The 18,130-nt window shown below is 79.3% G+C and carries 15 protein-coding genes; 8 read left to right on the top strand and 7 right to left on the bottom strand.

The window, feature by feature from the left end:
• The first annotated feature begins 22 nt into the window (after positions 1 to 22).
• Positions 23 to 1,555: a putative bifunctional diguanylate cyclase/phosphodiesterase gene (locus AB8M62_RS09200; protein ID WP_369069319.1), complete on the top strand. Its 1,533-nt coding sequence runs from the start codon at positions 23 to 25 to the stop codon at positions 1,553 to 1,555.
• Positions 1,556 to 1,579: 24 nt separating this feature from the next.
• Here the strand turns inward: AB8M62_RS09200 and AB8M62_RS09195 are convergent, their stop codons facing one another.
• A complete protein-coding gene (locus AB8M62_RS09195) occupies positions 1,580 to 2,521 on the bottom strand; it encodes a 1,4-dihydroxy-2-naphthoyl-CoA synthase (RefSeq protein WP_369069318.1) in 942 nt (313 codons plus the stop codon).
• Between the two features lie 135 nt (positions 2,522 to 2,656).
• On the opposite strand from AB8M62_RS09195, the gene AB8M62_RS09190 reads away from it, so the two are divergent.
• Complete coding sequence (locus AB8M62_RS09190; RefSeq protein WP_369069316.1) at positions 2,657 to 4,552, top strand: HD domain-containing phosphohydrolase; 1,896 nt, start codon at positions 2,657 to 2,659, stop codon at positions 4,550 to 4,552.
• A 53-nt stretch (positions 4,553 to 4,605) separates the two neighbouring features.
• On the opposite strand, the gene AB8M62_RS09185 is transcribed toward AB8M62_RS09190, so the two are convergent.
• From AB8M62_RS09185 to AB8M62_RS09175, 3 genes are read right to left on the bottom strand one after another with little or no spacing between them, the layout of a single operon-like run.
• Positions 4,606 to 6,375: a DEAD/DEAH box helicase gene (locus AB8M62_RS09185; RefSeq protein WP_369055871.1), complete on the bottom strand. Its 1,770-nt coding sequence runs from the start codon at positions 6,373 to 6,375 to the stop codon at positions 4,606 to 4,608.
• 27 nt (positions 6,376 to 6,402) lie between these two features.
• On the bottom strand, positions 6,403 to 7,341 hold the full coding sequence (locus AB8M62_RS09180; RefSeq protein WP_369069315.1) for an AraC family transcriptional regulator: 939 nt from the start codon (positions 7,339 to 7,341) through the stop codon (positions 6,403 to 6,405).
• A 38-nt stretch (positions 7,342 to 7,379) separates the two neighbouring features.
• Positions 7,380 to 8,195, bottom strand: a complete 816-nt coding sequence (locus tag AB8M62_RS09175) for a Rossmann-fold NAD(P)-binding domain-containing protein (protein WP_369055873.1) — start codon at positions 8,193 to 8,195, stop codon at positions 7,380 to 7,382.
• Positions 8,196 to 8,345: 150 nt separating this feature from the next.
• Between AB8M62_RS09175 and AB8M62_RS09170 the strand changes: the two genes are divergently transcribed.
• Both AB8M62_RS09170 and AB8M62_RS09165 read left to right on the top strand, forming a co-directional pair.
• Complete coding sequence (locus AB8M62_RS09170) at positions 8,346 to 8,735, top strand: tautomerase family protein (protein WP_369069314.1); 390 nt, start codon at positions 8,346 to 8,348, stop codon at positions 8,733 to 8,735.
• Positions 8,736 to 8,782: 47 nt separating this feature from the next.
• Positions 8,783 to 9,799: an o-succinylbenzoate synthase gene (locus AB8M62_RS09165; RefSeq protein WP_369055875.1), complete on the top strand. Its 1,017-nt coding sequence runs from the start codon at positions 8,783 to 8,785 to the stop codon at positions 9,797 to 9,799.
• Positions 9,800 to 9,908: 109 nt separating this feature from the next.
• Here AB8M62_RS09165 and AB8M62_RS09160 read toward each other — a convergent pair whose 3' ends face one another.
• Complete coding sequence (locus AB8M62_RS09160) at positions 9,909 to 10,373, bottom strand: PaaI family thioesterase (protein WP_373694895.1); 465 nt, start codon at positions 10,371 to 10,373, stop codon at positions 9,909 to 9,911.
• 74 nt (positions 10,374 to 10,447) lie between these two features.
• Here AB8M62_RS09160 and menD point away from each other — a divergent pair, with 74 nt between their 5' ends.
• The 4 genes from menD to AB8M62_RS09140 all read left to right on the top strand — a co-directional run bounded on the left by menD (position 10,448) and on the right by AB8M62_RS09140 (position 15,511).
• Entirely contained in the window at positions 10,448 to 12,226 is a 1,779-nt protein-coding gene (menD, locus tag AB8M62_RS09155; RefSeq protein WP_369069313.1) for a 2-succinyl-5-enolpyruvyl-6-hydroxy-3-cyclohexene-1-carboxylic-acid synthase, read from the top strand.
• Positions 12,227 to 12,325: 99 nt separating this feature from the next.
• Positions 12,326 to 13,072 carry a demethylmenaquinone methyltransferase gene (locus tag AB8M62_RS09150; RefSeq protein WP_369069312.1) on the top strand — a complete coding sequence of 249 codons (747 nt, stop codon included), beginning with the start codon at positions 12,326 to 12,328 and terminating at the stop codon, positions 13,070 to 13,072.
• Between the two features lie 97 nt (positions 13,073 to 13,169).
• Positions 13,170 to 14,459 (top strand): geranylgeranyl reductase family protein, encoded by a 1,290-nt coding sequence (locus tag AB8M62_RS09145; RefSeq protein ID WP_369055878.1) that lies wholly within the window; start codon positions 13,170 to 13,172, stop codon positions 14,457 to 14,459.
• Positions 14,456 to 15,511, top strand: coding sequence for a polyprenyl synthetase family protein (locus AB8M62_RS09140; RefSeq protein ID WP_438822265.1), 1,056 nt, complete (start codon positions 14,456 to 14,458; stop codon positions 15,509 to 15,511). Before AB8M62_RS09145 ends, AB8M62_RS09140 begins: the two co-directional genes overlap by 4 nt.
• A 27-nt stretch (positions 15,512 to 15,538) precedes the next feature.
• Here the strand turns inward: AB8M62_RS09140 and AB8M62_RS09135 are convergent, their stop codons facing one another.
• The gene (locus AB8M62_RS09135; RefSeq protein ID WP_369069311.1) at positions 15,539 to 16,339 is read right to left on the bottom strand and encodes an SDR family NAD(P)-dependent oxidoreductase; all 801 of its coding nucleotides are present in this window, start codon (positions 16,337 to 16,339) and stop codon (positions 15,539 to 15,541) included.
• Between the two features lie 77 nt (positions 16,340 to 16,416).
• Complete coding sequence (locus tag AB8M62_RS09130; protein WP_369069310.1) at positions 16,417 to 18,075, bottom strand: methyl-accepting chemotaxis protein; 1,659 nt, start codon at positions 18,073 to 18,075, stop codon at positions 16,417 to 16,419.
• Between the last annotated feature and the right edge of the window lie 55 nt (positions 18,076 to 18,130).

Genomic DNA, 18,130 nt, shown 5'->3' with positions numbered 1-18,130 from the left:
GCCCGGCGCGCAGGAGGTCCGCGTGCTGCTCCTGCCCGCCCACCCGTCGTTCCCGCTGCCCGAGGGCGTCGACCTCGGCTGCCTGCTCCTGCTGCTGCTGCTGGGCGCCGCCGCCGGCGTCCTGCTCGCCGGCACCGCGGCCGCCGCCGTCGTCGCGCTGCACCGCGCCCGCCGCGGCCGCCCCCGCACCGCCGGCGGCGCCCGCGACGGCGGTGCGGTGGACCGGCTGACCGGCCTGCCCACCGGGGGCGCCTTCGCCGCGGCCGTCGCCACCGCCCTGGACGGGGACGGGGACGCGGACGGGGACGCGGACGAGCCCGGGCCTCCCGGCGGCGCCGAGGTGGCCGTCGTCCACCTGGCCCTGGACGGCTTCCGGGAGGTCAACCTCGCGCACGGGCGCCCCGCCGGCGACGCCGTGCTCGCCGAGGTCGCCCGCCGCCTGCGGACCGGGGTGCGCGGCGGCGACGTGACCGCCCGCCTCGGCGGCGACGAGTTCGCCGTCCTGCTGCACGACGCCGAGGGCGCCGACCGCGCCGCCACCCGCCTGCTGGAGCTGCTCGCCGCGCCGGTCGCCCTGGAGGGCCCGGGAGCCGGTCCGGGAGCCGCCGCCGTCGCGCTCACCGCCAGCGCCGGCGTCGCCACCGGCGGGCGGCCGGCCCGCGAGCTCCTCGCCGCCGCCGAGCGGGCCCTGCGCGCGGCCAAGGACGCCGGCGGCGGCTGCGCCCGCCGCTGGGACGCGGCCGCCGAGCGCGAGCGCGCCGCCGAGGGCGCCGCCGCCGAGCGCCTGCGCCGCGGCATCGACGACGGCGAGCTGGAGGTGCACTACCAGCCGTGCGTCGACGTGGACTCCCGCGTCGTCAGCGGCGTGGAGTGCCTCGTGCGCTGGCGCCGCGACGGCGAGCTCGTCCCGCCGGACGCGTTCGTCGGCCTGGCCGAGCGGCACGGCCTGGTCGCCGACCTGGGCCGCGAGGTGCTGGCCCAGGCCGTGCGCGACGCGCCGCTGCTGGCCGCCGCCGCCGGGCACGACGTCGTCGTCGCCGTCAACGTCTCCGCCCCGCAGCTGCGCGACCCGGCCCTCGTGCCCGCCGTGCGCCGGGCCGTGGCCGAGCTGGCCCCCCGCCGGCTGGTCCTGGAGATGACCGAGAGCGTCCTGGTCGCCGAGGACGACCACACCACCGCCGTGCTGGAGGCCCTCGTGGAGGCCGGCGCGCACCTGTGCGTCGACGACTTCGGCACCGGCTACGCGACGCTGGCCTACCTGCGCCGCCGGCCGTTCACCGCCTTCAAGGTCGACCGCTCCTACGTGCGGGAGATCGAGACCGACGCCCGCACCCGCGCCCTCGTCGAGGGGCTAGTGCTGCTGGCCGCCGCGACCGGCATGGGCCTGGTCGCCGAGGGCGTGGAGACCCCCGAGCAGGCGCGGCTGCTGCACGGCATGGGTGCCCCCACCCAGCAGGGGTTCCTGCACGCGCGGCCCGAGCCGCTCGCCGGGGCGCTGTGGACGATCCGCCGGCTGGCCCGCGAGCTGCGCGAGGCGCCCGCGTCCGTGGCCTGAGCCGCGTCACCCGGGCGCGGCTCCTCAGAAGTACCAGGGGAAGCGGCTCCAGTCCGGCTCCCGCTTCTCCAGGAACGCGTCGCGGCCCTCCACGGCCTCGTCGGTCATGTACGCCAGGCGCGTGGCCTCGCCCGCGAACACCTGCTGGCCGACCATCCCGTCGTCCGCGGCGTTGAAGGCGAACTTCAGCATCCGCTGCGCGGTGGGGGACTTGCCGTTGACCGCGGCCGCCCACGCCAGCGCCGTCTCCTCCAGCTGCGCGTGCGGCACCACCTCGTTGACCATGCCCATCGCGTGCGCCTGCTGCGCCGTGTACGGGCGGCCGAGGAAGAACACCTCGCGGGCGAACTTCTGCCCCACCTGCCGGGCCAGGTACGCCGAGCCGTAGCCGGCGTCGAAGGAGCCGACGTCGGCGTCGGTCTGCTTGAAGCGGGCGTGCTCGGCGCTGGCCAGCGTCAGGTCCGCGACCACGTGCAGGGAGTGCCCGCCGCCGGCGGCCCACCCGGGCACCACGGCGATGACGACCTTCGGCATGAACCGGATGAGCCGCTGCACCTCCAGCACGTGCAGCCGCCCGCCCTCGGCGGCCGCGCGCGCCGCGTCCACCGTGTCGGCGGTCTCCCCCCCGGCGTACTGGTAGCCCGAGCGCCCCCGCACCCGCTGGTCGCCGCCGGAGCAGAACGCCCACCCGCCGTCCTTCGGGCTCGGCCCGTTGCCCGTCAGCAGCACGCAGCCCACGTCGGGCGTGCGGCGGGCGTGGTCCAGCGTCCGGTGCAGCTCGTCGACCGTGCCCGGGCGGAACGCGTTGCGCACCTGCGGCCGGTCGAAGGCGATGCGCACCGTCCCGCGCTCCGGGCCCGGGCGCACGCACCGGTGGTACGTGACGTCGGTGAGGTCGGCGAACCCCGGCACCTCCTCCCACGCGGAGGGGTCGAACGTCTCGCTCACACCGTCCAGGGCTGCCACGCCGCGACCCTAGGACGGTCGCGCACCGGCGGGCCTGCCGGGGCGTGCTCCGTCCGGGGCAGCGGTGTCCCCCGGCCGGGTGACCTCCCGCGCCCGCCGCTCCAGCGGGGTCGTGCGCCGGTCGAACCGTCCCGGGTGAGCACGGGACCCACCCAGAACTACGGGCCGGCGGCGGGGACGACGTGGCGCCCCCGGCCCGTCCTGGCCGCCGCCGTGCGCGCCACCGCCACCCTCGGGCCCCTGCTGTTCGCGCTGGCCGTCGGCGCCGCCGCCTCGCGCTGGCTGCCCGCCGAGCGCACCGGGCTGCCCCCGGCGCTGTGGCTCGTGCTGGTGGCGACCGCCTCCTCCCTGGTGCTCGTCGTCTGCGCGCGCTGGCTGCGGCGCCTGCTGCCCCTGTCCGCGCTGCTGCGCCTGAGCCTGGTCCTGCCCGACCGGGTCCCCAGCCGCTTCGAGGTCGCCCGCCGCACCTGGTCCCCGGCCGCCCTGGAGGGTCCCGGCACCGGCGCGCGGGACGGCGTCGGCGCCCGGCTGACCGCCCTCGTGGGGGCGCTCGCCGAGCACGACGCGCGCACCCGCGCCCACGGCGAGCGCGTCCAGGCGTACGCGGCGCTCATCGGCCGCGAGCTCGGGCTGGCCGACGAGGACGTCGACCGGCTCAGCTGGGCGGCCCTGCTGCACGACGTGGGCAAGGTCCACGTGCCGGTCGAGGTCATCAACAAGGACGGGCGGCCCACTGCGCAGGAGTGGGCGGCCCTGCAGCAGCACCCCTGCCACGGCGGGCGGCTGGTCGAGCCGCTGCGCGGCTGGCTGGGGCCGTGGCTGGACGGCGTCGAGCAGCACCACGAGCGCTGGGACGGCGGCGGCTACCCGGCCGGCCTGGCCGGCGGGCGGATCTCCCTGGCGGCGCGCGTCATCGCCGTCGCGGACACCTACGACGTCATCACCTCCGCCCGCTCCTACAAGAAGCCGATGCCTGCCGAGCAGGCCCGCGCGGAGATCACCCGCTGCGCCGGCACCCAGTTCGACCCCGAGGTCGTGCGCGCCTTCCTCGCCGTCGGCATCGGCCGGCTGCGCCTGGTGGCGGGCCCCGCCGCCCTGCTGGCCGCCCTGCCGGGGGTGGGCGCCGCCCCCGCCCAGGCCCTCTCGGGCGCCGCGGCCGTCGCCCAGACGGCCGGGGGCCAGGTGCTGGCCGCCGTGCTCACCGCCGGGGTCGGCGCCGGCACCGGGCTCGCCGCCACCGAGGCGCTGGCCGCGCCCGCGGGCGCGGCGGTCCGCGACGGGTCCGCCGCCGTGGTCGCCGCGGCCCCGGGCCGGGACGACCCGGCGACGGGGGCGGGCGCCGTCCGCACCGCGACGCCCGCGCCCACCGCACCGCCCGCCCCGGACGGCGTGCGGGCGACGGTCGCGACGGACGCGGCGCAGCCGGCCGCCGCGGGGCCGTCGCCGGCCGTCGTGGAGCCGTCGACCGGCGCCGCCGGTCCCGCGGCGGTCGACGAGCCCGCGGACCCCGCCGGGGCCGCCCCGGACGGGACCGCCGCGCCGTCCGCGCGGAGCCGTCCGGACCCGCGACCCGCTCCGCGCGCGCCGGGCCGGGCGCCGCGCCCGACCGCGACGGCGACCCCGGGTCCCGGCAGGGCGGCGACCGCGGGTCCGGGCAGGGCGGCGACGCCGGGTCCGGCGCCGACCAGGGGTCCGGGCACGGCGCCTCCCGCACCCCCGCCCGCCGCGCCGGGGCCGCCCGCGCGTCCGGCTCCGGCACCACCCGCGCGTCCGGCTCCGGCGCCGCCCGCGCCTCCGGCACCGGCGCCGCCCGCGGCCCCGCGTCCGGACCTGCCACCGCCCGCGCGGCCGGCCCCGCCCGCAGCACCGCCCGCGGCGCCGGCCCCCGCACCGCCGGCCCCGGCGCCCGCACCGTCCGCGCGCCCGGCGCCGGCGCCGCCCGCCGGGCCGGTCGCCGCTCCCGCGCCCCCGCGCGCGGACGACTGCCACCGCCACGGCGGCGGTGAGGACCGGGACGACGACCGCTGCTGAGGGCGTCGCGGCGCGGTCACCGGTCCGCCGGACCGGGCGGGCGGCTCGTCCCGCTAGGACGGGTCGGCCGCCCGGTCGGCGCCGCCCGCCCGCGGCCCGCGGCCCGCGGGCCGGTCGCGGCGCACGGTCGGGCGCTTGCCGCGCAGCGTGGCCCCCCGCAGACCGCGGATGACCTCCTCGGCGCGGTCGGCGGGCACCTCCACCAGCGAGAACCGCTCGGCGATCTCGATGGCGCCCACGTCCCGGCCCGTCAGGGACGACTCCCCGGCGATGGCGCCGACGAGGTCCTGCGGGCGCACGCCCGCGCTGCGCCCCATCCCGACGAACAGGCGCGCCACCGGGCCGGAGTCCCCGCGGCGCCCCGCCGGACCGCGCCCCCGGCCCCGTCCGTCGGGCCCGCCCGACCTGGCCGGGCCGGTGGCGGGGCGCTCCTGCGGGATGTCCTCCTCGTCGCCGTCGGGACCGCCCGTGGCCTCGTGCGCGAGCTTCACCGCCGCCAGGGCGACCTGCACCAGGTCGAACTCGTCGCCCAGCGCCTCCACGACGCCGCGGAAGCGGTCCAGGTCGTCGGTCAGCAGGCTCTCGCGCAGCGCCGCCCGCGTCAGCTCCAGGCGGCGGGCGTGCAGGTCGGCGACCGTGGGCAGCGCCTGCACGGCGATGCGCTGGCCCGTGACCCGCTCGATCGTCTTGAGCATCCGGTGCTCGCGGGAGTCCGCCAGGGTGATCGCCACCCCCTCGCGGCCGGCGCGCCCCACCCGCCCGATGCGGTGCACGTACGACTCCGGCGCGCTGGGGACGTCGTAGTTGACGACGTGGCTCAGGTGCTCCACGTCCAGGCCGCGCGCGGCGACGTCCGTGGCCACCAGCAGGTCCGCGGTCTGCGCCCGCAGCCGGCCCAGCACCTTCTCGCGCTGGTCCTGGCCCATCCCGCCGTGCAGGGCCTCGGCCCGGTAGCCGCGCCCGTTCAGGCTCTCGGTGACGGTGTCCACCTGCTCGCGGGTGCGGCAGAACACCAGCGCCGCCGTGGGCGCCTCCACGTCCAGCACCCGGCCCAGCGCGGCCGTCTTGTGCGCGCGCGGCACCAGGTAGGCGCTCTGGCGCACCCGCGGCACCTCCCCGGTGGCCAGGGGCGCGCTCTCGACCTGCACCCGCACCGGCTCGCGCAGGTGCCGGCGCGCCAGCGCCGCGGTGCGCGCCGGCATCGTCGCCGAGAACAGCACCGTCTGCCGGTCCTCGGGCGTCGCGTCCAGGATCGCCTCGATGTCCTCGACGAAGCCCATGTCGAGCATCTCGTCGGCCTCGTCGAGCACGACGGTCCGCAGCGCCGACAGGTCCAGCGCGCCGCGCCCCAGCAGGTCCAGCGCGCGCCCGGGCGTGGCCACGACGACGTCCGTGCCGCGCGCCAGCGAGCGCAGCTGCTGCCCCACGGGGGTCCCGCCGTACACGGGCAGCACGCGCACCGACAGCTCGCGGCCGTACTTGTAGACCGCCTCGGACACCTGCACCGCCAGCTCGCGGGTCGGCGCCAGCACCAGGGCGGTGGGGGTGCCGGGCCGCTCCTCCAGCGGGGCCAGGACCTGCAGCAGCGGCAGCGCGTACGCCGCGGTCTTGCCGGTGCCCGTGGCGGCCAGCCCGACGACGTCCCGCCCGGCCAGCAGCGGCGGGACGGCCTCGCGCTGGATCGGCGTGGCCTCCTCGTAGCCGAGCGCCGTCAGGGGGCGCAGCAGCTCCTCGCGCAGGGCCAGCTCGGCGAAGGCCGTGCCGTCCTGCTCCCGGTCGTCCGGGGTCGGGTCGCCGGGGGCCTGGTCGTCCGGTGCGCTCATGCGGCGAGTGTGCCCGGGCCGCGCACCTCAGCGGGGCCCGGGCGTCCCGCGCCCCCGCCCCGCCCGGTAGGCGCTCGGGCTGGTGCCGTAGCGCCGGGCGAACGCGGCGCTGAAGCTGAACGGGGTGGCGTACCCCACCTCGCGGGCCACGCCGGCCAGCGTGCGCTCCGGGTCGGCCAGCAGCAGGTCCGCGGCGAGCGCGAGCCGCGCGTGCGTCAGCCACGTCGTCGGCGGCACCCCGACGGCCGCGGTGAACCGCCGGGTCAGGGCCGAGCGGGACAGCCCGGCCCGCCGGGCCAGCAGCGCGACCGTCCACCCCCGCGCCGGGTCGGCGTGCACGAGGTCGAGCACGGCGCGCACCGCCGGGTCGGTGACGGTGCCGGCGGGTCCCGCGCCCGCCGCGGCGGGCAGAGCGCGCAGCGCCGCGACGAGCAGCAGGTCCAGGAGCCGGTCCAGCACGCCCTCCTGCCCCGCCGCCTCGCGCTGCACCTCCCGCGCCAGCAGCGCCAGCAGGTCCGGGTCCGGGCCGGGCACGACGACGGCCCCGGGCAGCGTGGCCAGCAGCACCCGCCCGACCTCGCCGCGGCTGCGGAAGGTGCCCACCACGAGGCGGTCGGGGCCCGCGGGGTCGTTGCCCCACGTGCGCACCCCCCGCGTCCACGGGGCCAGGTCGCGCCCGTCCGCGGCCGCGCACGACTGCCCGGCGCCGACGACGGCCCGGGGCGCGGCGCCGGGGGAGTCCGCCAGGACGTACTCCTCGGTGCCGCGCACCAGCAGCACGTCGCCCGGGGCCATCGGCACCGACCCGGACGCCGTCGTCGCCCAGGCCGAGCCGGCCGTGAGCGCCACCACCGACAGCGGCGCCTCGTCGAGCACGCGCACCGACCACGGGGCGGACATGACGACCTGCAGGACGAACGCGCCCCGCGCGCGGGGGCCGTCCAGCGCGGCCGCGAGGTGCTCCACGCCCCGACGCTAGGCCCCGCGCGGACCGCGGGCCGCGGTCACGGCGCCACCGGGGCGGGCGACCAGACGCCCGTGGCCGCGGTCGCGGTCGCGTAGTCGGCGAAGTCCCGGGGCGGGCGGCCCAGGACCCGCTCCACGTCCCCCGTGGGGGCGGCGTTGCGGCCGTCGAGGACGAGGGCGAACAGGTCGGCGAGCTCGGCGGGCAGGCCCTGCGCGACGAGCTCGGCGGCGCAGGCGTCCCGGGTCGACGGGACGTAGCGGACCTCGTGACCGCTCGCGCGGGTCAGCTCCGCGGCGACGTCGGCGAAGCTCAGCGGCCGGGGCCCGGACAGCTCCAGCACCGCGCCGCGGTGGCGCCCGCCGAGCAGCACCTCCACGGCCACGTCGGCGACGTCGTCGGCGTCGACGAAGGGCTCGACCGCGTCGGCGGCGGGCAGCGCGAGGGTCCCCGACCGCACGGCGGGCAGCAGGAAGTGCTCGGAGAAGTCCTGCGCGAACCAGTTGCAGCGCAGCACCGTCAGCGCCGGGCCGGACGCCCGCACGGCCTCCTCGGCCGCCGCGGCGCCCTCCTCGCCGCGCCCGGACAGGAGCACCAGGTGCTCCACCCCCTCGGCGCGCGCCGCGGCGGCGAACGCCCCGAGCAGCGATGGCACCCCGGGCAGGGCCAGGTCGGGGTGGAAGGCGACGTAGGCGCTGCGGGTGCCGGCCAGGACCGGGCCCCACGTCGCGCGCTCGTGCCAGTCGAAGCGCGGGGTGCCGCGGCGCGAGCCGACGCGGACGCCGGCGCCGCGGGCGAGCAGGCGGGCGGTGACGCGGCGACCGGTCGTGCCGGTGCCGCCGAGGACGGTGATCACGTGAGCCTCCAGGGGTCGTGGGCCGGTGCTCCCAGTCGACCCGCGCGGCGCCGGCCGGACCATGCCGCCGCGGCGCGCGGGCATGCGCGGACGGCGCACGACCCTCCCCGGATGTGTCAGTATGTCCTGACAAATCACCCGGAGGTTGCCGTGCCCCTGCTCCGCTTCGACCTCGTCGCCGGCCGCACGCCCGAACAGCTGCGCGCCCTGCTCGACGCCGCCCACGCCGCCGTCCTGGACGCCTTCGAGGTGCCCGCCGGCGACCGCTACCAGGTCGTCCACCAGCACCCCGCCCACGAGCTCGTCGTCGAGGACACCGGCCTCGGCATCACCCGCAGCCGCGACGTCGTGCTCCTGCAGGTCACCAGCCGCCCCCGCCCGGTGGAGCAGAAGCAGCGGTTCCTGCACCTGCTCACCGAGAACCTGCGGCGCGCGTGCGGCACCGACCCCGCGGACGTCGTCGTCTCCGTCGTGGAGAACTCCGACGCCGACTGGTCCTTCGGCCACGGCCGCGCCCAGTTCCTCACCGGCGAGCTCTGAGACCGGCCCCGGCCGCGCCCCGGCGGCCGCCGGGGCAGGCTGGGCGCGTGCTGCCCCCGCTGGCCGACCTGCTCGACGCCGCCCGCGTCGTGCGCCTGCCCCTGCGCCGCCGCTTCCGCGGCGTCACCGAGCGCGAGGCGCTGCTGCTGCGCGGCCCCGCCGGGTGGGGGGAGTTCTCCCCGTTCCTCGAGTACGCCCCCGCCGAGGCCGCCCGCTGGCTGCCCGCCGCCGTCGAGGCCGCCTGGACCGGGTTCCCGCCCGCCCGCCGCGACCGCGTCGAGGTCAACGCCACCGTGCCCGCCGTCGCCGCCGACGACGTGCCCGCCGTCCTGGCCCGCTACCCCGGCTGCCGCACCGCCAAGGTCAAGGTCGCCGAGCCCGGGCAGGAGCTCGCCGACGACGTCGCCCGCGTGCGGGCCGTGCGCGAGGTGCTCGGCCCGGACGGGCGCGTGCGCGTGGACGCCAACGCCGCCTGGGACGTCGACGCCGCCGAGCGGGCCCTCGTCGCGCTCGCCGGGGCCGCCGGCGGGCTGGAGTACGCCGAGCAGCCGTGCGCGGGCCTGGAGGAGATGGCCGCGCTGCGCCGCCGCCTCGCCCGCGCCGGCGTCCCCGTGCCGCTGGCCGCCGACGAGAGCGTGCGCAAGGCCGAGGACCCGCTGCGCGTGGCCGGGCTGGAGGCCGCCGACGTCGTCGTCGTCAAGGTCGCCCCCCTGGGCGGGGTGCGGCCCGCGCTGGAGGTCGCCGCCGCCTGCGGGCTGCCCGTCGTCGTCTCCAGCGCCCTGGACACCTCCGTCGGCCTCGCCGCGGGCGTCGCGCTCGCGGCCGCGCTGCCGGACCTGCCGCACGCCTGCGGGCTGGGCACCGCCGCGCTGCTGGCCGCCGACGTGCGCCCCGACCCGCTGCTGCCCGCGGGCGGCGCCCTGTCCGTCGCGGCCGCGCTGCCCGGCGGCGCCGCGAGCGCCGACGACGCCCTCGTCGACGCCGCCCGCGCCCTCCCCGGGCGCGAGCGCTGGTGGCGCGAGCGCCTGGCCGCCTGCCACGCCCTCCTCACCGCCGCCCCCTGACCCCCGCCACCCCCCACCCCTCCGTGATCTTGCTGGGAAACCCTGCAAGATCACGGGAGCGTCCGCCGCGCACGCGTCCGTGATCACGACGGGGGAGGGGAGGACGGGGTCAGGGGGTGCGGGGGCGGACGAGGTTCGTGATCCGGGCCGTGCACAGGCGCCGGCCGGCGTCGTCGGTGAGGACGACCTCGTGGCTGCACAGCGTCCGGCCCAGCGAGATGGCCGTCGCCACCCCCGTCACCAGGCCCGAGGTCGCCGAGCGGTGGTGGGTGGCGTTGATGTCCGTGCCGACGGCGACGGCGTCCGGCCACACGTGCAGCATCGCCCCGATCGAGCCGAGCGTCTCCGCCAGCACGCAGCTGGCCCCGCCGTGCAGCAGCCCCGTCACCTGGGTGTTGCCCTCCACCGGCATGGTCCCCACCAGCCGCTGCGCGGTGCCCTCCAGGACGCGGATGCCCATCCGCTCCACCAGGGCGCCCGAGGGCAGCTGCCCGAGCAGGTCCCGCACGCCCAGGGGGGCCGCGGGGGCCTCGGGGGGGACGGTCGACGGCGTGGCGGGTGTGGGATCGGTCACGACGGGAGGTTCCCACGCCCCGTCCGGCCCTCCTCGGGCGGCGGGCACCCCCGTGGGGGGGAGACGATGAGGCGGTGTCCACGGATGAGGCGGTGAGCGCGCCGAACCCCTCCACCGCGCTGGCGACCACCGTCGTCGACGCGCTGGTCGCTCTCGGCCTGCGCCACCTCGTCCTCTCGCCCGGCTCGCGCAGCGCGCCGCTGGCCTACGCCGCCGCGGCCGCCGACCGCGCCGGCCGGCTGCAGCTGCACGTGCGCGTCGACGAGCGCGCCGCCGGCTTCCTGGCCCTGGGCCTGGCCCGCGGCGGCGCCCGCGGGGGCGACCGCGACGCGGGACCGCCCCTGGTGGCCGTGGTGACCACGAGCGGCACCGCGGTGGCGAACCTGCACCCGGCGGTCCTGGAGGCCCACCACGCCGGCGTCCCGCTGGTGGTGCTGTCCGCGGACCGCCCGCACGAGCTGCGCGGCTCGGGCGCCAGCCAGACCGCCGACGCGCAGGCGCGGATGTTCCTGCCGTCGGTGCGCTTCTCCGCCGACGTGCCCGCCCCGACGGACCCGCGGCGGCAGGCCCCGGCGTGGCGCTCGGTGGTCTCCCGCGCGGCGGCCGCGGCCCGCGGGGCGCGCGGCGGCTCCCCGGGCCCGGTGCACCTGGACATCGCCTTCGCCGACCCGCTGGTCCCCGACGGCCCCGTGGACGCCGGCCCCTCGGCGGACCGGCGCGGCCTGACCCGCGTCGTGGCGCCCGCCCCGGCCGCGCCCGTGCTGCTGGAGCGGGGGCTGCCGACGGTGGTCCTGGCCGGCGACGCCCCCGACCCCGCGCTGGGGCTCGCGGCGCGCGAGCTGGCCGAGGCCGCCGGCTGGCCGCTGCTGGCCGAGCCCGGCTCGGGCGCGCGCAGCGGCCCGGCGGCCGTCGGCCCGTACCGGGTGCTGCTGGAGGCCGAGGACGCGCAGGGCCCGCTGGGCGCGGCGGTCGAGCGGGTCGTCGTCTTCGGCCACCCCACCCTGTCCCGGCCGGTCGCGCGGCTGCTGGCGCGCGACGACGTCGAGCTCGTCGTCGTCAGCCCCGGAGGCACGTGGTCGGACGCGGGGTTCCGGGCCGGCGCGGTCGTGCCCGCGGCGCGGGTGGCCGGGCCGGCCACCGCCGCGGAGGCCGAGCTGGCCGGGCGCTGGGCGCGCGCGGGCAAGCTGGCCCGCGAGGCCGTCGACGCCGTCCTGGACGGCGGCGCGGACGAGAGCGGGCGGGAGCTGCCCGACGACGGGCTGAGCGGTCCGTGGGCTGCCCGCGAGACGGTCGCCGCGTGCGCGGCGGACGGCGCGGCGCTGGTCGTGGCCGCCAGCAACCCGGTGCGCGACGTCGACCTGGCCGCGCACCCGGCCGAGGTGCCCACGACGGCCAACCGCGGCCTGGCGGGCATCGACGGGACGCTGTCGACGGCCTCCGGGGTGGCGCTGGCGCGCGGCGGCCCGGCCCGCGTGCTCGTGGGGGACCTGGCGTTCCTGCACGACGCCAACGCGCTGCTGCTGGGCCGCGACGAGCCGCGCCCGGACCTGACCGTCGTCCTCGTCAACGACGACGGCGGCGGGATCTTCGAGACGCTGGAGCACGCGACGGCGGTGCCGCGCGACGTCTTCGAGCGCGTCGTGGCCACCCCGCACGGGGTGGACGTGGCGTCCCTGTGCGCCGCGCACGGCGTCCCGCACACCGCCCCGGCCACGCGCGCGCAGGCCCTGGCGGCGCTGCGGGCGCGCCCGGCGGGCCTGCGGGTGGTGGAGCTGCGGGTGGACCGGTCGCTGGTGCGCCCGCGGGTGGAGCGGATCGCCGCCGCGGTGCGCGCGGCCGTCGCGGCGGGCTGAGGGGTGGCCGTGGACGACGTCGCGCACGAGGCGCGGACGGCTCCCGGAGCCGCTGCGCCCGCCCGGGCGCCGCGCGGTCCCGGCTGGGACGATGGAGCGGTGACCGAGCCCGTGTCCCACCCGCAGTCCCGCCCGCCCTCCCGCCCGCGGGAGCTCGCCGACCTGTCCAAGCGGCCGCGGCAGGTGTCGGCGATGTTCGACGGGGTCGCCGAGCGCTACGACGTCACCAACGACGTCCTCTCCGCCGGGCAGGACCGCCTGTGGCGGCGGGCCGTGGTGCGGGCCGTGGACGCGCGGCCGGGCGAGCGGGTGCTGGACCTCGCGGCGGGCACGGGCACCTCCAGCGAGCCGTTCGCCGACCGCGGCGTGCACGTGGTGCCGTGCGACTTCTCCCTGGGCATGGTCCGCACCGGCAAGCGCCGCCGCCCCGACCTGCCGTTCGTGGCCGGCGACGCGACGCGGCTGCCGTTCGCCGACGGCGTCTTCGACGCGGTGACGATCTCCTTCGGGCTGCGCAACGTCGTCGACGTGGACCGGGCGCTGCGCGAGACGGCGCGGGTGACCCGCCCGGGCGGGCGGCTGGTGGTGTGCGAGTTCTCCACCCCGCCGAACCGCCTGGTGCGCGGCGCGTACGGCGTGTACCTGCGCCGCGGCCTGCCGCGGGTGGCGCGCCTGGTCAGCTCCCACGACGGCGCCTACGGCTACCTGGCGGAGTCGATCGGGGCGTGGCCGGCGCAGCCGGAGCTGGCGCGGCGGGTGGCCGCGGCCGGCTGGGAGCGGGTGGCCTGGCGGGACCTGTCCGCGGGCGTGGTCGCCCTGCACCGGGGGGTGCGGGCGGCGAACTAGACTCCCGGGACTTCGTGAAAGTCTTCACGAACCGTCGTCACCAACCGACGCGGGCCGCCGCAGGGGCGCCCGCCAGCCGAGGACCGGAGGACCGCAGGTGCAGCCTGGAGGCGCGGGGGAGCGCACGGCCGACGTGCTCGTCGTGGGCGCCGGCCCCGCGGGGTCGACGGTCGCGCGCCACCTGGCCGACGCCGGGCGCCGCGTCGTCGTCCTGGAGAAGTCCGCCTTCCCGCGGGAGAAGGTGTGCGGCGACGCCCTGACCCCGCGCGCCGTGCAGGAGCTGCGCGCCCTCGGGGTGCCCACGCCGCGCGAGGAGGGCTGGCTGCCCAACCGGGGCCTGCGCCTGCTCGGCGGCGGTGTGCGGCTGCAGGTGCCCTGGCCGGACCTGGCCGACGCCCCCGACCACGGCGTCGTGCACACCCGCGCCCGCTTCGACGAGGCGCTGGCCCGCCACGCGCAGGCCGGCGGCGCGCAGCTGCACGAGCTGACCAGCGTGACCGGCCCGGTCGTGGACGAGCGCACCGGCCAGGTCGTCGGCGTGCGCGCGCGCCCCGTCGACGAGCGCGGCCGCAAGGCCGGCGAGGAGACCGTCTGGCGCGCCCCCGTGGTCGTGGCCGCCGACGGCGTGGGCGGGCGCCTGGGCCTGGCGCTGGGCCTGCACCGGCGCGAGGACCGCCCGCTGGGCGTGGCCGTGCGCACCTACTTCCGCTCCCCGCGCCACGACGACGACTGGCTGGAGAGCTGGCTGGAGCTGCACGACCCGGCGACGGGGACGCTGCTGCCCGGCTACGGCTGGGTGTTCGGCGTGGGCGACGGCACCTCCAACGTGGGCCTGGGCGTGCTGGGCGGGGACGTCGGCACGGTCGACCACCGCGAGCTGCTGCGCCGCTGGCTGGCGGGGATGCCCGCCGAGCACCGCTTCGTGGAGGAGGAGCAGGTCGGCCCGGTGCGCGGGGCGGCCCTGCCGATGGCCTTCAACCGCACCCCCCACTACACGCGCGGGTTGCTGCTGGTCGGCGACGCCGGCGGCATGGTCAACCCGTTCAACGGCGAGGGCATCGCCTACGCGATGCGCTCGGCGCGCCTGGCGGCCGAGGTCGTCGACCGCGCCCTGGACGCCGGTGACGAGCGCGCCCGCGAGCGCGCCCTGCACGGCTACCCGGCCGCGGTTCGCGCGGACCTGGGCGGGTACTACACGCTGGGCCGCGTGTTCGTCTCGCTCATCGGCCACCCGGAGGTCATGCGGGTGGCGACGCGCTACGGGATGCCCCGCCCGGGGCTGATGAAGCTCGTCGTCAAGCTGCTGGCCAACCTGGCCGACCCCACCTCGCGGGACGCCTCCGACCGGCTCGTGGTGGCCCTGAGCCGTCTGGCGCCGGCCTCGTGAGCGCCGCGGGCGCCGCGGGCGCCGGCACGAGCGTCCCCACCGGCCCGGCGCACCGGTCGGTGGCGATGCCGACGAGCGACCCCGCGCTGGAGACCGCGCTGCGCGAGGGCCTGGACGACGTGGAGGCGCTGCTGGCCGACGCGGTCGGCACGACCGACCCGCTGGCCGACGCCGCGGCCCGGCACCTGGTGCGCGCCGGCGGCAAGCGGGTGCGCCCGCTGCTGACGCTGCTGGCCTCCCACCTGGGCGACCCGTCGCGCCCGGAGGTCGTGCGCGCCGCCGTCGTCGTGGAGCTGACGCACCTGGCCTCGCTGTACCACGACGACGTCATGGACTCCGCGCCCACGCGCCGCGGCGCGCCCGCCGCGCACGTGGTGTGGGGCAACAGCGTGGCGATCCTCACCGGCGACCTGCTGTTCGCCCGCGCCTCCAACGTGGTGGCCGAGCTGGGCCCGGAGGCCGTGCGCATCCAGGCGTCCACGTTCGAGCGCCTGTGCCTGGGGCAGCTGCGCGAGACGGTCGGCCCGCAGCCGGGCGAGGACCCCGTCGAGCACCACCTGGGGGTGCTGCGCGACAAGACGGCCTCGCTGATCGCCACGGCCGGCCGCTTCGGCGCCCTGTTCGGCGGCGCCCCGCCGGCCGCGGTGGAGGCGATGGTCCGCTACGGCGAGGACGTCGGGGTGGCCTTCCAGCTGGCCGACGACGTCCTGGACCTGACCAGCGACACCGAGGACTCCGGCAAGCGCCCCGGCACGGACCTGCGCGAGGGGGTGCCGACGCTGCCGGTGCTGCTGGCGCGGCGGGCCGCCGCCGCCGGCGACGTCGCGGCCGGCGCGCTGGTGGGGCTGCTGGACTCCGGGCGCCTGGACGAGGACGCGGTGCTGGCCGAGGCGGTGGACCGGCTGCGCGAGCACCCGGCGACCGCGGCGGCCCGGCGCGCGGCGCGCGAGTGGGCCGAGCGCGCCACGGGGCACCTGGTGGCGGTGCCGGCCGGCGCGGCCCGCGACGCCCTGGCCGCCTACGCCGCGACGGTCGCCGACCGGGTGGGCTGAGCCCCCCGGGCGGTGCCCCAGGCGGCCTCAGCGCCGCCCGCGGCGGGTGGTCACCACCTTGCTCAGCAGCGCCGTCACGCGGCGCGGGGCGAAGCGCGGGGCGGCGGCCGTCACCTTGTTCAGCGGGCCGTCCACGACGGTCGGCCCGCTGCCGTCCAGGGCCCCCATCGCGGTGGCGACCACGTCGGTGGCGGTGCGCCGCGGCAGGTCGCCGACGCTGTCCTGGCCGGCGGTGTCGAAGAACGGCGTCTCGGTCGGCCCCGGGCACACCGCGAGGACCCGCACGCCGGTGCGCCGGTTCTCCACCCACAGCGCCTCGGTGAAGGACAGCACGAACGCCTTCGTCGCCGCGTAGACGGCCATGTTGGGGACCGGCTGGAACGCCGCGGTGCTGGCGACGTTGAGGACCACACCGGAGCGGCGGTCCACCATCCCCGGCAGCAGCCGCGCCGTCAGGTCCACCAGGGCCGTGCAGTTGACCTGCACCTGGGACACGAGCCGGTCCACACCGGTGTCCCGCGCGGCCCCGGCCACCGGCCCGGACAGCGCGAAGCCGGCGTTGTTGACGAGCACGTCCACGGTGACGCCCAGCCGCTCGACCTCGGCCACGACGCGCGCGCCGGCGCCCGGCTCGGCCAGGTCGGCGGTCACGACGTCGACGCGGCGGCCGTGCGCGGCGCCCAGCCGCTCGGCCAGCGCCCGCAGCCGGTCACCGCTGCGGGCCACGACGACCAGGTCGGCGCCGCGGGCGGCCAGCTCGGCGGCCAGGTGCTCGCCGATGCCCGTGCTGGCGCCGGTGACGAGCGCGGTGCGGCCGTGGAAGTGCATCGGGGGTCCTCCTGGGGGCGTGCCGGCCCCGCGCCGCCGGTGCGGTCGCGGGGCCGCCAGCCTCCCAGCCGGGCGGTTCAGACCCGGAAGCGGCCCACCAGGGCGCTGAGCTCCTGCGCCATCCGGGACAGCTCGGCGGTCGCGGCGCGCGCGCCGTCCACGCCCTCGCGGGTGGTGGCCGCGGCCCCGGCGATGGTGGTGATGCCGCGGGCGATGTCGGCGGTGCCGGCGGCGGCCTCGGACACGCTGCGGCTCATCTCGGCCGTGGTGGCGCTCTGCTCCTCCACCGCGGAGGCGATGGTGGTCTGGAAGCCGGAGATCTCCCCGACGACCTCGGCGATGTCGGCGATGGCGCGCACGGCCTCGGCGGTGTCGGCCTGGATGGAGGCCACCCGCGAGGTGATGTCCTCGGTGGCGCGGGCCGTCTGCGCGGACAGCTCCTTGACCTCGCCGGCCACGACGGCGAAGCCCTTGCCGGCGTCCCCGGCGCGCGCGGCCTCGATGGTGGCGTTGAGCGCCAGCAGGTTGGTCTGCTCGGCGATGGCGGTGATGGCGCGCACGACGTCGCCGATCTGCTGGGAGCTGTCGCCCAGGCGGGCGACGGTGGCGCTGGTGCGGTCGGCCAGCGCGGCGGCCCGCTCGGCCACCCCGGAGGCGTCGGCCGCGCCGGCGGCGATGTCGCGGATCGCGGCCTGCATCTCCTCCGCGCCCTGGGCGACGGTGCCGACGCTGCCGGAGACCTGCCCGGCCACGTCGGCGGCCGTGCGGACCTGCTCGGCGGTCTGGGCGGCGGCGCCGCTGATCCGCTCGGCGCTGCCGGTCAGCTGGGTGGAGGCCGCGGCCAGCGACTGCGCGGAGGCGACGACGGCGCCCACGGTGCCGCGCACGCCCTCCTGGGCGCGGGCCAGGGCGTCGGCCATCTGCGCGACCTCGTCGCGCCCGCGCACGTCGGCGGTGGCGGTCAGGTCGCCGGCGGCCATGGCCTCCAGGGAGGCGGACACGGTGCGCAGGGGCCGCACGAGCAGGCGGGTGACGTGCGCGCCGATGGCCACGGCCAGCGCCAGCCCGGCCAGCAGGACGCCGAGGACCGTCAGGCGGGTGGAGCGGGCGACGTCGGCGGCGTGGGCGGCCTCGCCGGCGGCGTCGGCCTCCTGCGCGACCTCGACGCGGTCCAGCGCGTCGGCCAGGTCGCTGATGACGGGCTGGGCCACGTCGGCGGTCACGCGCCCCCACTCGGCGGCGTCCCCGGCGTCGGAGGCGGGCAGCAGCTGCGCGTCGCGGATCTCGCGCCAGGTGTCCCAGCCGTCGACGAACGCCTGCCAGTCGGCGGCACCGGCGGCCTCGGCGCCGACGACGGCCTCGTAGCGGGCGGCCCAGTCGTCCAGCTCGGCGTCGCTGTCGACGATCTTCTGCGCGTACTCGGCCTTGGCCTCCGCGCCCGGCACGGCCGCGTGCTGGGCGACGAGCATCCGCGTCTTGATCTCCTCCTGGTGCACGCGGCCCAGGGCGACGAGGGCGGTCACGTCGTGCCCGGACAGGTGCGCGGAGACGGCGGAGGTGCGTTCGAGGGCGACGACGGCGGTGGCGCCGACCGCGACGGCCACGAGCGAGGCCGCGCCGACGGCGGCGGCGACCTTGCGGCCCACGGGCTGGTCGGCGAACCAGCCGGCGGACGGCCGGGCGCCGGAGCTGCCGGCGGCGGTCGCTGCGGTGGTCGTGCGGGCGGTGCTCGGCATGGCGAGTCCTCGGGCGGCGTCGGTGCGGCGGGGCGCCGGCGGGTCCGGCGTCCCC

It is taken from the genome of Kineococcus terrestris, assembly GCF_041020755.1.
Classification (GTDB): Bacteria; Actinomycetota; Actinomycetes; order Actinomycetales; family Kineococcaceae; genus Kineococcus; species Kineococcus terrestris.
The sequence above is the reverse complement of the archived record's forward strand: the minus strand, read 5'-3'. Positions and strand labels throughout refer to the sequence as shown.